This is a genomic window from Lactococcus hircilactis (assembly GCF_009601015.1).
Classification (GTDB): Bacteria; Bacillota; Bacilli; order Lactobacillales; family Streptococcaceae; genus Lactococcus; species Lactococcus hircilactis.
In genome coordinates, this window is the sequence record NZ_WITJ01000011.1 from 23,633 (window position 1) to 40,297 (window position 16,665).

Consider the following 16,665-nt stretch of genomic DNA (forward strand, 5'->3'; position numbering starts at 1 on the left):
AAAGACGAATTGATTGAAAACTTCAATAGAATTCGTTAAAATGAAAGCATAATAAAATTTGAGAAGAAAAATTTCTCAGGAGGACTTATGGAATATACAATTACTGATGCAACTTTTGAAGAAGAAACGAAAGAAGGACTTGTCCTTATTGACTTCTGGGCCACATGGTGTGGACCATGTCGCATGCAAGCACCAATCTTAGAGCAACTTTCTGAAGAATACGATGAATCAGAACTCAAAATTTGCAAAATGGACGTGGATGAAAATCCAGCGACAGCACAAAGTTTTGGCATTATGTCAATCCCAACATTAATGTTCAAAAAAGATGGCGAAACCGTCAAACAAATCGTTGGCGTGCACACAAAAGCTCAATTAAAAGCTTTGGTTGAAGAACTCGGTTAATCCTCTAAAAAGTCAGCTCTGCTGGCTTTTTTTGTCAGGATATTTCAACATAAAATGGTATAATGTTTTGAGAATATATTTTTTACAAAGGAGTAAAAATGTCACAAGCTTTATCTGAAACAGAGGCTTATGCTTGGCAAGTCATCCAAGAAAATTATCAAAAAATTCCAAACCTATCCATCTCAGATATCGCTCAGATGGCTCATGTCTCCATATCCACGATCAATCGAACCGTAAAAAAGAAGGGATTTGGAGGGTATGGGGAATTCAAGTTTTCTATAAAAAAAGATGCGTTACCGCAAGTGAGTGGCTTTTCTAAAGAGGTCCTTGGTGCGATTGCTAAAAATGAAGAAGAATTACTCAAAACCATCAATAATATCTCTTCAAGCCAAATTGAAGCGGCAGTGAAAAAAATTGATGAATCCGATGAAATCATCTTATTTGCAAGAGGACTTTCGGTCAATGCTGCCAATGAAATGATGAAGAAATTGCAACTTTGGCATAAAAGAGTGAGTTTGTATGATGAAGATCGGACCATGAAGTATTTTTCACGGTTTGTTTCAAAAAAAACTTTAGTCATCGCCATTTCGCTTTTTGGAGAAAGCCGTGCACTTAACGAAAGTGTTATATTATCCAAGAAAAATGGAGCAACGATTTTAGTATTAAGTGCTTCTGAAAGCTCGACATTATCTCAATCTGCTGACATTGCTTTGATTGGATATAAGAGTCAAGTCGAGGTGAATTACTTTGATCTGGATGTGCATAGCCGCTTACCGCTCTACCTTCTTGTCAGAATATTATTTGATTCGTATTCCATTTACAAAAATAAATAAAAAAAGAAAAGGTTTCCAATTCAAACCGTAATATTGGAAACCTTTTCTTTATTTTTTATGCTATACTATTAATGTAAACGATTTCAGAACTGAAAAAATAAAAAATAAAGGAGTAATTTCACATGAAATTATCAAAAGTTATTGCTGGAGTAGCAATCAGTACAGCTGCTATTACATTACTCGCAGGATGTGGCGCATCAAAAGCGACAAAAGATCAAAATGTGAAAGAAATTACAGTTTGGGCATGGGATGATACATATAATGTCCCTGCAGTGAAAGAAGCTGCAAAAGTTTGGGGTAACAAAGATGTTAAAGTCAAAGTTATTTCTATGTCACAAGATCAAATCGTTCAAAAATTAAACACAGACCTTGCCAGCGGAAGTTCTGCAGGATTGCCAAATATTGTATTGACAGAAGATTATCGGATTCAAGGTTATCTTAAATCTTATCCAGATGCCTTTAAAGATTTAACGAAGATTGTAAAAAAAGATGATTTTGCCACTTATAAATTTGCGGTAAACTCTATTGGAGATAAAATTTATGGTGTACCGTTTGATTCAGGTGTTACGGGATGGTTCTACCGGACAGATTTGCTCAAACAAGCGGGGTACACTGCAGCGGATATGAATAAAATGAGTTGGGATCAATTTATTCAAGTGGCAAAAGATGTGAAATCAAAAACAGGAAAAGCATTGATTTCACTTGACCCGTCAGATCTTGGAATGATTCGAACAATCATGCAAGAAGATGGAAAATGGTACACAGGTAAAGATGGTAAAACAGTAACCATCAAAGGAAATGACGCATTAAAATACGGGTTACAACTTGAAGCGACACTTCTTAAAGAAGGATTGGCAGATAAAGTTTCAGGATGGACAGCAGGTCAACAAGCTGTACAATCTGGTGCTGCAGCATCAGCTGTATCGGGCTCATGGTACTCCTCTACCATCACTGCTGCGAAAGATTTGTCTGGAAAATGGGCAGTTGCACCAACACCAGCACTTCCAGCAAGTTTAGGTGGAAAAGCTGGACAAACTTATGCTTCTAACTCTGGCGGTGCTGGATGGTACGTGCTTAAAAATGTTGCTGGTGCAAAAACTGCTGAAGACTTTTTAGGAAAAACATTTGCCAGCAATAAAGAGCTGATGGGAACACTAGCAAACAAGATTGGTTTAGTTTCTACCATGAAATCAGCTGCCAGCACCTCTGTTTATCAAACACCAAATGAATTTTATGGTGGACAAAAAACACTTGCGGACTTTTCTAAATGGATGCAAGTCGTTCCATCTGTCAATTATGGGGATCAAACTTATGCAATTGAATCAACCATGACAGGCGCCCTTCAAGATGTTATGAAAGGGAAAAATATTGATACAGTTTTAGCAGACTACCAAAAACAAGTTGAATCTCAAGTAGCGAATGCGAAGTAAAAAATAGAAGGGTTAGGCATAGGCAAATTCGTCTATGCTTTCTTTCTAAAAAAAGATAAAAATAGATTTGAGGAAAAGATGAAAAGGAAAGATTTATTTAGAAATGGTAATGCTTTTCTAGTGATACCGGTGTTATTGATTACTGTTTTAGTATTTGTCCCGATGATATTTGCCTTGATTACGAGTTTTCAGACGGGCTTACCCTTGGCCATGCGATTTGATGGGGTCGCGAATTATAAAAGAATGTTATCCGATCAACTTTTCTTGAAGGCTTTTGGGAATACGTTTATTTTCTTGCTTGTTCAAGTGCCAATCATGCTGTTTTTAGCAATTATCATTTCTAATTTTTTGAATGATAAGAAACTAAAAATGAAAGGATTGTTTAGAACAGCGATATTTCTTCCTTGTATCACATCAATGGTCAGTTATTCTTTGATCATGAAAACTTTATTTGCGCAAAGTGGGATTGTCAATAACACGTTAATGCAGTTGCATTTTATTTCTGCTCCGATTGGGTGGTTGACAGATCCATTTTGGGCGAAAGTTTTGATTATCATCTCAATTACTTGGCGGTGGACAGGATACAATATGATTTTCTTCTTATCTGGAATGCAAAACATTAATCCTGAAATTTACGAAGCTGCATCACTTGATGGAGCAACAAAATGGCAACAATTAATCAAAGTGACGATTCCAAATTTAAAACCAATCATCCTCTTTACTTCCATCACATCAACGATCGGAACGCTTCAGTTATTTGATGAAGTGGTAAATATCACGAATGGTGGTCCAGCAAATGCAACATCGACACTGTCATATTACATTTACAATTTAAGTTTCCGCTATACGCCTGATTTTGGATACGCGGCTGCTGTTTCATTTGTCATTGTGTTCTTTACGGTCATTTTGTCCATCGTTCAAACGAAATTAGGAGGAGATAAAAAATGAAAAAGAAAAAATTTAACCTTGGATCGATTTTAAAATATGTTTTCTTATCGTTTGTTTCTTTTATTTCAATTTTTCCCTTCATTTGGATGATTTTAGGAATGACGAATTCTGCAGTTGACATTACTGCAGGGAAAATAAAAGTTGGTGCGCAGTTGATTCGGAATTTTGAAACGTTGTTTTCAGCGAACTATAATTTTGCTCAAACCTTGATTAATTCTGCTGTGATAGCGATTATCACTACGGTACTTGCGTTGTTATTTTCATCTTCGGCAGGATATGGTTTTGAAATTTATCAAAGTAAAAAGAAAAATTATATTTTCAATATTTTATTATTATCTATGATGGTTCCTTTTGCTGCTCAGATGATTCCTTTGTATCGGATGTTTACGAAATTAAACGGAACTCCTTTTGGAATCAATAGTTTTGGAGCAATTATTTTACCTGGCATTAGTACGGCATTTCTGATTTTCTTCTTTAGGCAAAATGCAAAAGCATTTTCTAAAGATTTAGTCGAAGCTGCACGCTTGGATGGTTTGGGAGAACTCGCTATTTTCTTTAGAGTCTATATGCCAACACAAAGAAATACGTACGCTGCTGCTGCCATCATTACATTTATGAGCAGTTGGAATAATTATCTTTGGCCATTAGTTTCATTGCAATCAACGGATAAATGGACCGTTCCTTTACTTTTATCTTCAATGGGATCGTCATACACACCAGATTATGGGATGATTATGACTGGACTTGTTATTGCAACACTTCCAACAGCGATTGTGTTCTTTGTACTCCAAAAACAATTTGTTCAAGGAATGCTTGGTTCTGTAAAATAAAAAAAGAAAAGAGGAGCGAAACATGAAAATTGCAACATCTGATTTTGGACTTGGTGCATCACTCATTCGCTTGACAAATGAAAAAGGAGTATCGATTGCGTTTACAAATCTTGGAGCACGCATCGTAAGCTTTCAAGTGGATGGAAAAGAGATTGTTTTAGGATTCGATTCGGCAAAAGAGTACCTGACAAAAGATCCGTATCCTGGAGCAACCATTGGACGCACTGCAGGTCGGATCAAAGATGGAATTATTGAACTTTCTGGTCAAAAAATTCAACTCAATCAAAATGATTTTCCGCAAAATATTCATGGGGGAGCAACGTCCTTTCATACAAAATTGTGGACTTATGAAATTTTTGAGGAAAAAAATAAAGTGCGGGTTAAATTTTATTTGACATCAAATGATGGAGAAAATGGTTACCCTGGAAAATTAGATGTGGAAGTCACACATACTTTTGATGAGGCTTCTTGTTGGAGTATTGATTATGATGCGGTATCCGATCGTGACACGGTCTTTAACCCTACAGGGCACGTTTATTTTAATTTGAATGGGGATGCGAGTCAGTCTGTCAGTAATCACAGCTTACAAATCGCTGCATCACGCTTTATTCCACTGCTGGATCATTCTGAGATTGTCCGAGGAGATGTGATGGATGTGGCGGGAACTGCGATGGATTTTAGAAAAACGCAACTCCTTGAAAACGCACTGAAGAGTGAGGATACTCAGATTCAGTTGGTTGGAGGCATTGATCATCCATTCTTACTTGATGAGGTCAATGAAAATCGGGTCCAAGCGCACTTGTCGCTTGGAAATTTGAGTATTTCTGTCAGTACTGACAGACCAAGTATTGTGATATTTACAGCTAATTTTGGAGATCTGGGAACGATTTATCACGGAAAAGCTCAAGTTCATCATGGAGGAATTACTTTTGAGACACAGGTTGCACCAGGCTCACAGCAAATTCCAGAACTTGGTGAAATAACACTCAAAAAAGGGGAACGGTATCATTCAACAACACGGTATCAATTCAATGATAAAAATTACGGAGAAACATCATGACTAATATTGTAAACCATTCAACAATTCTGTCAGCACTGACAGAAAAATTTAGCACCATTTTTGGAGACGTTAAGGATGTCGCGTATTTCTTTAGCCCTGGTCGAATCAATTTGATCGGTGAGCACACAGATTATAACGGCGGATATGTTTTTCCAGCCTCTATCACTATTGGCACCACAGGAATTGCACGCTTGCGCAAGGACATGACAATAAAACTATTTTCAGAAAATTTTCCAGATTTAGGCGTGATCACTTTTGATCTCTCACAAGCAAATCAAAAAGTAGGAGACGGATGGGAAAATTATGTCAAAGGGATGATTACGATGCTCACAAAAGCAGGTTACGAAATTGATCACGGCTTTGAACTTTTGATTCACGGAGAGATTCCAACGGCATCAGGGTTATCTTCATCTGCGTCACTTGAACTTTTAGTAGGTGTCGTTTTAGATGATTTGTTTAAGCTTGCGGTGCCACGTCTTGAGCTTGTTCAATTAGGACAAAAAACTGAAAATGAGTTCATTGGTGTAAATTCTGGCATTTTAGATCAATTTGCGATAGGATTTGGTCAAGTGAATCATGCGATTTTATTGGATTGTAACACTTTAAAATATGAGATGGTCCCTGTTGAACTTCAAGATTATGACATCGTCATCATGAATACGAACAAACCTCGTGCACTGACGGAATCAAAATACAATGAACGCTTTGAACAAACGCAAAAAGCACTAAAGCGTCTGCAAACAAAACTCAAAATCACAGCGCTATGCGAACTTTCAAACGATACTTTTGATGAAAATAGCCATCTGATTGCTGATCCTTTGTTGATTAAACGTGCGCGTCATGCGGTTTATGAGAATAATCGAACCAAAATCGCTCAAAAAGCATTTGTGGCGGGAGATTTAGTCGCATTTGGAAAATTGCTTAATGCCTCTCACGCCTCTCTCAAAAATGACTATGAAGTCACTGGAATCGAGTTAGATACACTGGCCAATACAGCTCAAAAACAACCAGGCGTTCTTGGCGCTCGAATGACAGGAGCAGGATTTGGCGGTTGTGCGATTGCCCTTGTTGCACATGATAAAGTAGCAGATTTTGAGAAAATAGTTGGTGAAACGTACGAAAAAACTGTAGGGTATAAAGCAAGCTTTTACGTGGCTCAACTCGGTGCAGGTGCAAGAAAATTGGATGTTGAATAAAAGAAAGTTGGATTAATTTATGAGCATTGAAGTGAATCAAGAAAAAAAGAGTTTTACACTACAAACCACTCATACGACTTATCAAATGATTGTTCACGACTCAGGATCACTTTTGCATACGTACTATGGAGAAAAAATTCCTGCTGAGGATCTTTCTTATCTATTATTTGATGGGGAGTGCCATTTTGCACCATATCCTTATGAAAATACAGCGCGTAAGGGATCATTGGATGTTTTGACGCAAGAATTTCCAACAGTAGGACAAGGCGATTCACGTGCGATAGCGCTCGATGTGATGCATCAAGATGGAACACACGTGTTGGATTTGAGATATTCGAGTTTTGAGCTTATCAAAGGAAAATATAATCTTGAAACTTTTCCAAGTTTTTATGCAACCAAAGATGAAAATGTTGAATCTTTGAAAATTACATTAAAAGATGCCCTTTCAAAGCTTGAAATCACGCTTTATTATGCGGTGTTTGAAAAATCAGATCTGATAACACGGACAGTAAAAATCACAAATCATGGCACTCAATCGATTCAAATCTATAAGATTCAAAGCTTAGTGCTTGATTTTCCAACTGGAGATTTTGATTTGCTTCATTTTCACGGAAAATGGGCGATGGAGCGTCAAATTGAATCATTAGCACTCGAGCATGCCAAAATCAGCTTTGGATCAAATTATGGCCTATCAGGAAACAAACAAAATCCAGGATTTGTATTAGCAAAAAAAAATGCGAGTGAATTTTTAGGAGAATGTTACGGTTTCAATTTAGTTTATAGTGGAAACTTTGAAGCGACGGCACAAAAAGCAAGTTTGGGACAAAGTCGAATCACATTAGGTATCGGAGATGATCAATTTAGTTGGAAATTAGAACCAGAACAAAGTTTTGAAGCACCAGAAGGAGTCATGAGTTATTCAAATCAAGGATTTTCTAAGCTCTCACAAAACTTTCATGATGCCATTAGAAAAAATCTTTGTCGCAGTAAATTCACACAAGAAAAACGCCCTGTTCTCATCAATAATTGGGAAGCAACGTATTTTGATTTTACAGGAGAAAAGCTGATTGAAATTGCTCGTGCGGCAAAACCAATCGGAGTGGATTTGTTTGTCATGGATGACGGGTGGTTTGGAAATCGGTATGATGATAATCGTGCTTTAGGAGATTGGACGGTAAATGAAGAAAAACTTGGCATGACTTTGGCAGAACTCGTTGAATCCATCCATCAGTTGGGCTTAGATTTTGGCATTTGGATGGAGCCTGAAATGGTGAATGAAGACAGTGATTTATATCGCGCACATCCAGACTGGGTGCTTCAATTTCCCCATCGAAAAGCACTGCTTGGTCGAAATCAATTTGTTTTAAATCTCGCACGAAAAGAAGTGGTTGAGTATTTGTATGAGAAAATTTGTCAAATACTGGACGCTGCACCGATAAGCTATCTCAAATGGGACATGAATCGTCCACTTTCTGATTGGTACTCAAAAGATTTACCAGCCGATCGTCAAGGAGAATTACAAACGCGTTATATTTTGGGATTGTATGATATCTTGGGAAGATTAACTGAGCGCTATCCCGATGTTTTATTTGAAGGATGCTCAAGTGGTGGTGCTCGATTCGATTTGGGAATGCTTGCGTTTCACCCTCAGATTTGGACCTCAGACAATACAGATGCAATCAATCGCTTGGCGATTCAATATGGTACAAGTTTTATGTATCCCATCTCAGCAATGGGAACGCACGTTTCAGTTTCTCCTAACCATCAAAACGGACGCATCACTCCACTAAAAACGAGAATCAATGTTGCAATGTCAGGAACGTTTGGTTATGAGTTGGATGTTAGCACGCTCACAAGTGAGGAGAAAAAAGAAGCGCAGTTAGCGACGAAAACATATCACACTCACCAAGCATTGATCATGACAGGAGATTATTATCGTATCAAAGAAGATCGTAAAATCTCTGCTTGGCAAGTGGTGGCAAAAGATAAAAAAGAAAGTTTGTTGACCTATGTGGTAAAAGAAAACGAGGGGAATCCTGAATTTATCTACATCACGTTAAAAGGACTTTTAAAAGACGCGGTTTATGAAATATCTCAAAAGAGCTATAAAGGGAGTGTTTTGATGAGTGCAGGATTGAAGCTCAAACAGCCAAAATCAAATGTGGATTCAGAACAAATTTATATTCAAAAAAGAGATTAGAAAGTAGAGTATGTTGACGAATCAAACAATACAAGATTTTCTCAATTTGGCACTTGAAAATGAAGTGATAACACTAGAAGATGAGAGCTATCTGCGCAATCAACTCCTTCACTTTCTTGGCTTTAATGATTGGCAAGAGACCAATGGAAAATCACATGAAAAGAATTCACTTTCATTGATGGACCAACTTCTTTTTCTGGCTCAAAAAAATGGAGTTTATCCACCAGAAGATGAAGAATATTATGAAGCAGCATTGATGAACTTTATTACACCATTGCCGCATCAAATCAATCAAACTTTTTGGGAGAAGTATCAAGAAAGTCCAGAAAAAGCAACACAGTATTTTTATGATTTAGCGCGACAAGTGAATCAAGTAAAAACACGGGACATTGCCAAAAATATCGCATTTGAGCATGAAACCAAGTATGGCAAACTAGAAATCACGATTAATTTATCAAAACCTGAAAAGGATCCTAAAAAAATTGCAGCTGCAAAATCGGTGACGACTACACATTATCCACGTTGTCAATTGTGTATCGAAAACGAAGGATATTATGGCCGCACGAATTATCCAGCGCGCACGAATCATCGCATGATTAGATGTGAATTAAATGGCGAAAAATGGAATTTTCAATATTCACCCTATGCTTATTTTAATGAACACGCGATTTTATTAAATGAAACGCATCAGCCCATGGCAATCAATCGACGAGCATTTGCAAATCTTTTAGCATTTTTGGATCAATTTCCACATTATATGATTGGCTCAAACGCAGATTTACCCATTGTTGGGGGATCGATTTTAACACATGATCACTATCAAGCGGGCCGTCACGAATTTCCGATGGCAAAGGCAGCGCTGAAAAAAGAAGTTCAATTCAGTCACTTTCCTAAAATAAAAGCAGGAATCGTGAACTGGCCAATGTCTGTTTTGAGACTTGTCAGTACTGACAAAAATGAACTTTTACGCGCATCCACTGAAATTTTAGAAAAATGGCAACATTATTCTGACGAAACGCTGCAAATTAAAGCTGTCAGTGCTGACAACGTTCAGCACCATACTATCACACCGATTGCAAGAATGCGACAAGGACAGTATGAGCTAGATTTGGTTTTTCGAGATAATAATGTCAGTTCAGAATTTCCAGATGGTATTTTCCATCCCCATCCCAAATTACATCACATCAAAAAAGAAAATATTGGGTTGATTGAAGTGATGGGGCTCGCCATTTTACCGCCGCGACTTAAAAAAGAACTTCAAGAAGTTGAAAAATATCTACTCAATGAACCCAATCAAATCAAAGACATTCATCGTGCGTGGGCTGATACACTCAAACGAGAAGGTAACTATACTCAAGCAAACGTCGAAGAAAAAGTCCGTCAAGCCCTCGGAGATGTTTTTATGGAAGTCCTTCAAGATGCTGGTGTTTTCAAAGATGATGAACGCGGAGCTGCTGGTTTTGAGCGATTCATTGCATTTTTAAACCAGTAGCGCTATACTAAAAGGAGCAGTTTGTTTAAAGCTTAAAAACTGTAAAACGAAACAAAAAGAAAAAGGAAGTAAAAAAATGACCGTTTTAGTATTAGGTGGAGCAGGATATGTCGGAAGTCATGCCGTCATGATGTTACAAGAAAAAGGCTATGATGTTGCAGTTGTTGATAATTTGGTGACGGGTCACAGAAAAGCTGTGCCAGATGATGTGCGCTTTTATGAAGGGGATGTGCGTGATCGCAGCTTCATGGAAAAAGTCTTTACCACAGAAAAAAAGATCGAAGGACTCATGCACTTTTGTGCGTATAGTCTTGTTGGCGAATCAATGGAAAAACCAGCCATGTATTTTGACAATAATGTCGGTGGTTGCATCACGATTTTAGAAATGATGGAAGAATTTAATGTGAAACACATTGTATTCTCATCTACAGCAGCCACATTTGGTATCCCTAAAGAAAGTCCAATTTCAGAGCGTACCCCACAAGCTCCGATTAATCCGTATGGAGAATCCAAACTTATCATGGAAAAAATGATGCACTGGCAATCTCAAGCAACGGAGATGACTTATGTCGCATTGCGTTATTTTAATGTTGCTGGTGCATCTAATGATGGTCATATTGGCGAAGCTCATAAAAACGAAACTCACTTGATTCCGATTATTTTGCAAGTGGCACTTGGTCAACGAGAAACCATTACGATTTATGGAGATGATTACAATACTCCAGATGGCACATGTGTGCGTGATTATATTGATATGGAAGATTTAATCAATGCGCATATCAAAGCACTGGAGTACTTAAAAGCTGGTGGTAAATCAGACCAATTTAATTTGGGATCTTCAAAAGGATACTCAAACCTAGAAGTTCTTGAAACGGCACGTAAAGTCACTCAAAAAGAAATCCCAAGTCAAATGGGCGCGCGTCGTCCTGGAGATCCTGACAGTCTTGTTGCTGACAGTACAAAAGCTGGCGAAATCTTAGATTGGCATGTCGAAAACGATCTTGAACATATTATAAAAAACGCATGGAACTGGCATTCCGGGCACCCAAATGGGTATTAAACATTTGAAGTTTTGAGTACACCGCATTTAAAATACTCACGCATGATGAGAAAATTGGACAGAAAAATCGCACGCTTTTACAAGATACTCTGCCCATTTTTAATTTGAATGTGTTACTTTATGAGAGACATTCAACGCCTCAACGCGTCTTCAAATTAACCCACTTTTGGAAATCCCGACCTGCCCATGAAAAAGAGCTACCAAACGATTGCGTTTAACGGTAGCGTGAATGGAAGGAAAAATAATGAATCTAAAAAGCATTTTAGAGCGCAAAGATTGGGAAAATCCCACACTTACAAATTGGAATCGGCTTCCAATGCACACACCAATGAAATTCAATGCAGAAAAGGTGTTGGATGGCATGTGGCAATTTAGTCATTTTGACTCCCCAGAGGATATTCCTGATAATTGGGTGGAAAGTGATACATTTGATACGGAAATTCCAGTACCAAGTCATCCACAACTTGAATATGATGATAAAAAAGATGTTCCGATCTATACGAATGTCGCTTATCCATTCCCTGTTAATCCTCCGATGGTACCAAAAGAAAACCCAGTTGCTGCTTATGGCTGTAAATTTGATTTAGATGAGACATGGATCGTAAAAGGAAAAACACATTTGACATTTGATGGTGCAGGATCTGCCTTTTACGTTTTTCTCAACGGACATTACATTGGTTATTCAGAAGACAGTCGTTTATCTGCAACATTTGATGTGAGTAAGTGGATTAAAATAAAAGAAAATCAGTTAAAAGTACTCGTTTTGCGGTGGTCAAAAGCATCTTATTTTGAAGATCAAGACATGTGGCGTTTGTCAGGAATTTTTAGATCGGTCCGGTTGCAACAGCTAAACGAAGCGCATTTACTGGATTATGTAGTGACAACAACGTTAAATGAGCGTTTTGATCTTGCAACCATTCATGTCACAACTCAAGCAACACAACTTAATCAAACGCAACTTCACGTGCGTCTTTTAGATGGTTCAAGCGAGGTGACCAAAGGAGAAGGATTTGATCTAAACTTAGAGGTGAAAAATCCCAAACTTTGGTCTGATGAAATTCCTTATCTTTATCACTTAGAACTGATTTATCAGGATGAAAATGGGGAGGTTCTTCAGAAAGAGACAAAAGCTGTCGGCATCAGAAAAATTGAGGTGGTTGACGGATTACTTAAACTCAACGGAAAAGCCTTACTCATTCGAGGTGTGAATAAACATGAGTTCAGCGCTAAAAGAGGATATGCTGTCACAGAAGAAGAAATGATAAAAGACATCCAGTTGATGAAACAAAACCATTTCAATGCGGTGCGCTGTTCACATTATCCAAATCAAACGCGCTGGTACGAACTTTGTGATGAATACGGACTCCTTTTGATCGACGAGGCCAATATTGAAACACACGGCATGATGCCAATGAATCGTCTGACCGATGATCCTGTATATTTACCCTTAATGGCAGAGCGGATTACGCGCATGGTTTTAAGAGATCGAAATTATCCTTCTGTGGTGATTTGGTCACTTGGAAATGAATCGGGTTATGGACGCAATCACCAAGCCATGTATGAGTGGTGCAAGCATTTTGATCCAACGCGTCCAACGCAATATGAAGGAGGCGATGATGATTCAAGAGCGATGACACCAGCCACAGATATTATTTGTCCGATGTACTCAAGAGTTAGTGATGCGACTTCCAACTCCCCTTATTCTCTACAAGAATGGATGGGACTTCCCAATGAAAATCGTCCATTGATTTTGTGTGAATACGCGCATGATATGGGAAATTCTTTAGGTGGTTTTGGCAAATATTGGAAGGCTTTTAGACAGGTTGAGCGATTGCAAGGAGGATTTATATGGGATTGGGCAGATCAAGGCCTACTTAAAGACGGACATTTCACTTATGGTGGAGATTTTGGAGATCGTCCTAATGATCGACAATTTAGTCTTAATGGTCTTGTATTTCCTGACCGCACGCCAAAACCGGCTTTAGCTGAAGCAAAGTATTGGCAACAATATTACCAATTTAAATTGGAAAAAAATACGTTGGGGCAGGCGATTGGATTTTGGATAACGAGTGAGTATCTGTTTAAAACATCAAAGGACATCTTAAAATTCCAGTTGAGTAATGGAAAAGAAAATTTGATAGAAGAAACACGTCCTCTTGAAATTGCAGCTGGTGAAACGCAGTATGTTGAGCTTGTCGCTCTTGATGATTTTGATTCCTGCGATTTGTATTTGAACATTCAAATCATCACCGCACATAAAAGTGCATGGCACGATGCTTCATTTGAACAAGCGCATGAGCAATTTATTTTAGCAAAAGAATTGAAAATCACCGCTCCAAAAACAGCACCGCGTCCACTGATTGTTAAAGAAAATAAAACCAGTTTGAGTGTAGAAGTTGGAAAATCGTCGTTTAGCTTTAATTTATCAACAGGAAATTTGGAGCACTGGGTTGTCTCAAACGAAGAACAGCTCTTAAGTCCTTTGGCTGAGCAGTTTACACGTGCGGCATTAGATAATGATATTGGAATTAGTGAAGTAGAACACATTGATCCAAACGCTTGGTTTGAACGATGGAAAGAAGCAGGATTTTATGAGTTAAGCACGCAAGTGAAGTCGATAAATACTGAAACGTATGATGATCGTGTGGTTGTTTCAGTCCTTACGGCGTATGTGGCGCATGAAAAAGTCGCCTTTTTGACACGTCGTGTCTATTCGGTGAGGTCAGATGAAACTTTAAATCTTCAAATTAAGGTTCAAAGAAATCAAATGCTGCCTTGTCCAGCGCGCATCGGGGTCAGTGTTGCTTTAGCAACAGTGGAGGAACGCTTTGATTATTATGGCTTTGGTCCGCTAGAAAATTATCCAGATCGCTTAGGTGCAGCACAAATGGGAAGATGGGATTTGCCACTTCGTGCTGGATTTACTCCTTATATTTTCCCAAGTGAAAATGGGTTAAGAACTCAGGTTCAATCGCTCAATTATGGCCGTTTTCGCGCTTTTTCAAATCAAAACAGTTGGAACTTTAATCTGAGTCGTTATAGTCAAAAGCAACTCAATCAAGTGGATCACGTGCATCTGTTACAAGAAGAAGAAGGAACATGGCTCAATATTGATGGTTTTCATATGGGTGTTGGGGGAGATGATTCTTGGAGTCCAAGTGTTGCAGATGAGTTTTTGCTTCGTGAGTCAGATTATCACTACGAAATCAATTTTGAAATTCAATAAATCCATCAAAAGGCTGCAGGTTTAAGGCAGTCTTTTTTGTTGTGTGTTATAATACAGTGGTATGATGAAAATAAAAAATGAATCACTCGAGTCATCGAAAATTTGGTTAGGATTAGCAAGATTTAATGTTATTGAAACACAGCGTCTTCTTTTGCGCCCTTTTGTCAGTACTGACAGCATTTTTTGCTATGATTTTATGAAAAAGTGGGAAAATATGCGTTACGTGATGCTGCCTTGTGAAAATATGGAAGCGTGTGAGTGGTTTATTGTTGATGAAATGATGAAAAATCCGTTAGGAAATTGGGCGATTGAATTAAAATCTGAGAAAAAAGTAATCGGTTTTATTCATTTTTCTCAGCTGATTTTAACGCAAAAAAAAGCAAAAATCGGTTATGTGATTCATCAAGCGTATGGACATCAAGGATTTATGACAGAAGCATTGCAAACGATTGTAGCGTTTAGTTTTGAACAATTTCATCTTAAAAGTTTAGAATTAGAGATTGAGTCTGAGAATTATTTCTCTCAAAAATTAGCAGAAAAATTTAATTTTAAACGCGTCAAAATGAGCAAATTAAATCATTTAGGAGCGATTCGTCAATTTTATAGTTATCAACTTACAAAAGAAGATTTTTTTAAATATGAAAAAGGAGAGTCATGTCCAAGCACGAAGAAATATTGAATTATATTGAAAGTCTTGAAATTGGAAAACAAGTCAGTGTTCGAGGGATTGCCAATCGAATGTCCGTTGCAGATGGGACGGCATATCGCGCAATAAAAGAAGCTGAAACTCGTGGGTTGGTTGCAATTAATGATCGCTCAGGAACGGTACGTGTGGCAAATAAAGGACAAAAAGTTGTCAATCGCTTGACTTTTGGAAAGCTCGCGGTCGTGGCCAATGCGGATGTCTTAGGGGGGTTATCTGGTCTTGAAGTTGAGTTTAGTCGTTTTGTTATTAGTGCGATGACTCTTGAAGCATTCCAGCATTATTTGGAACCTAATGGTTTGGTCATTGTTGGAGATCGGCATGACATTCAAGCTTATTCTTTACGTCAGCAAAATGCGGTGTTAGTCACAGGTGGTTTTGATGTGGATGAGGATGTGATTGCTTATGCAAATAAAATGGGAATTCCACTTTTAAGAACAAGCTATGACACGTTTACTGTGGCGAGTCGCATTAGTCATGCTTTATCAAATGAATTGATCAAAAAGGATATTTTGACGGTTGCAGATGTGTATCATCAAAGACGAGCGACATTGCGTGAAGAAGATACAGTCAAAGATTTTTTAGATTTGGTCAAAAAAACGAACAGCAGTCGTTTTGCTGTGTTGAATCGTTATCGTGTGGTGGTTGGAGTGATTGCAATGCGTGATGTAAATCATGTGCCAAATGATACGCTGGTCGGTCGTGTGATGACATTTCCAAATGTTGCAGGACTTGAGATGACCGTAGCAAGTTGCAGTCAAAAGATGATTTATGAAGGCTATGATATGATGCCAGTCGTCAATCCGGATCATACTTATGCTGGGATTATTTCAAAATCAGATTTGCTTCAAAGTTTGCAAAAAGCGCAAGAAGAAAGTCAAGTATCAAGAACATTCAGTGACGACATTTCAGATCATCTCAAAGAATCCGGATCTGCCTTTCAGATTACAGTGGAGCCTTCAATGATCAATAGTGTTGGAACCGTGTCAAGCGGTGTTTATATTGAAATGGTGTCTTTAATTGCAAGACGGGTGATGGAAAAGCGCAGAAGACGCAATGTCATCATTGAATCATTGAATGCTAGTTTTTTTAACACGGCACAAATTGATAACGTCTTAGAAATTTATCCAAAAATTATCTCAGAAAGTCGGTTGGGTGCGCTCATTGATTGTGAAATTTATTGTGTAAATAGTATTGTAGGGAAAATTTTAGTTAATTTACAGCTCAGTTGAGTGATCACTGTAAAATTTGATATAATAAATAGAGTTTTAAATAAAAACGGATG

At 38.0% G+C, this 16,665-nt stretch carries 13 protein-coding genes; all 13 read left to right on the forward strand.

The window, feature by feature from the left end; genetic code table 11:
- Positions 1 to 87: 87 nt before the first annotated feature.
- The 13 genes from trxA to GHI93_RS08580 all read left to right on the forward strand — a co-directional run bounded on the left by trxA (position 88) and on the right by GHI93_RS08580 (position 16,612).
- On the forward strand, positions 88 to 402 hold the full coding sequence (gene trxA, locus GHI93_RS08520; protein ID WP_153496634.1) for a thioredoxin: 315 nt from the start codon (positions 88 to 90) through the stop codon (positions 400 to 402).
- A gap of 98 nt (positions 403 to 500) precedes the next feature.
- Positions 501 to 1,235 carry a MurR/RpiR family transcriptional regulator gene (locus GHI93_RS08525; protein ID WP_153496635.1) on the forward strand — a complete coding sequence of 245 codons (735 nt, stop codon included), beginning with the start codon at positions 501 to 503 and terminating at the stop codon, positions 1,233 to 1,235.
- Between the two features lie 122 nt (positions 1,236 to 1,357).
- On the forward strand, positions 1,358 to 2,665 hold the full coding sequence (locus GHI93_RS08530) for an ABC transporter substrate-binding protein (RefSeq protein WP_153496636.1): 1,308 nt from the start codon (positions 1,358 to 1,360) through the stop codon (positions 2,663 to 2,665).
- A 78-nt stretch (positions 2,666 to 2,743) separates the two neighbouring features.
- The gene (locus GHI93_RS08535) at positions 2,744 to 3,613 is read left to right on the forward strand and encodes a carbohydrate ABC transporter permease (protein ID WP_153496637.1); all 870 of its coding nucleotides are present in this window, start codon (positions 2,744 to 2,746) and stop codon (positions 3,611 to 3,613) included.
- Positions 3,610 to 4,443 (forward strand): carbohydrate ABC transporter permease, encoded by an 834-nt coding sequence (locus tag GHI93_RS08540; RefSeq protein ID WP_153496638.1) that lies wholly within the window; start codon positions 3,610 to 3,612, stop codon positions 4,441 to 4,443. Before GHI93_RS08535 ends, GHI93_RS08540 begins: the two co-directional genes overlap by 4 nt.
- A gap of 22 nt (positions 4,444 to 4,465) precedes the next feature.
- Complete coding sequence (locus tag GHI93_RS08545) at positions 4,466 to 5,503, forward strand: aldose epimerase family protein (protein WP_153496639.1); 1,038 nt, start codon at positions 4,466 to 4,468, stop codon at positions 5,501 to 5,503.
- On the forward strand, positions 5,500 to 6,699 hold the full coding sequence (locus GHI93_RS08550) for a galactokinase (protein WP_153496640.1): 1,200 nt from the start codon (positions 5,500 to 5,502) through the stop codon (positions 6,697 to 6,699). The genes GHI93_RS08545 and GHI93_RS08550 overlap by 4 nt, the downstream gene beginning before the upstream one ends.
- A 19-nt stretch (positions 6,700 to 6,718) precedes the next feature.
- Positions 6,719 to 8,899, forward strand: coding sequence for an alpha-galactosidase (locus tag GHI93_RS08555; protein WP_153496641.1), 2,181 nt, complete (start codon positions 6,719 to 6,721; stop codon positions 8,897 to 8,899).
- A 10-nt stretch (positions 8,900 to 8,909) separates the two neighbouring features.
- Entirely contained in the window at positions 8,910 to 10,391 is a 1,482-nt protein-coding gene (gene galT / locus GHI93_RS08560; protein WP_153496642.1) for a UDP-glucose--hexose-1-phosphate uridylyltransferase, read from the forward strand.
- A gap of 76 nt (positions 10,392 to 10,467) precedes the next feature.
- Positions 10,468 to 11,451, forward strand: a complete 984-nt coding sequence (galE, locus tag GHI93_RS08565; protein WP_153496643.1) for a UDP-glucose 4-epimerase GalE — start codon at positions 10,468 to 10,470, stop codon at positions 11,449 to 11,451.
- 229 nt (positions 11,452 to 11,680) lie between these two features.
- Entirely contained in the window at positions 11,681 to 14,677 is a 2,997-nt protein-coding gene (locus GHI93_RS08570; protein WP_153496644.1) for a beta-galactosidase, read from the forward strand.
- Between the two features lie 61 nt (positions 14,678 to 14,738).
- Positions 14,739 to 15,356, forward strand: coding sequence for a GNAT family N-acetyltransferase (locus tag GHI93_RS08575; protein WP_153496645.1), 618 nt, complete (start codon positions 14,739 to 14,741; stop codon positions 15,354 to 15,356).
- Positions 15,332 to 16,612 carry a DRTGG domain-containing protein gene (locus GHI93_RS08580; RefSeq protein ID WP_153496646.1) on the forward strand — a complete coding sequence of 427 codons (1,281 nt, stop codon included), beginning with the start codon at positions 15,332 to 15,334 and terminating at the stop codon, positions 16,610 to 16,612. The genes GHI93_RS08575 and GHI93_RS08580 overlap by 25 nt, the downstream gene beginning before the upstream one ends.
- Positions 16,613 to 16,665 lie beyond the last annotated feature (53 nt).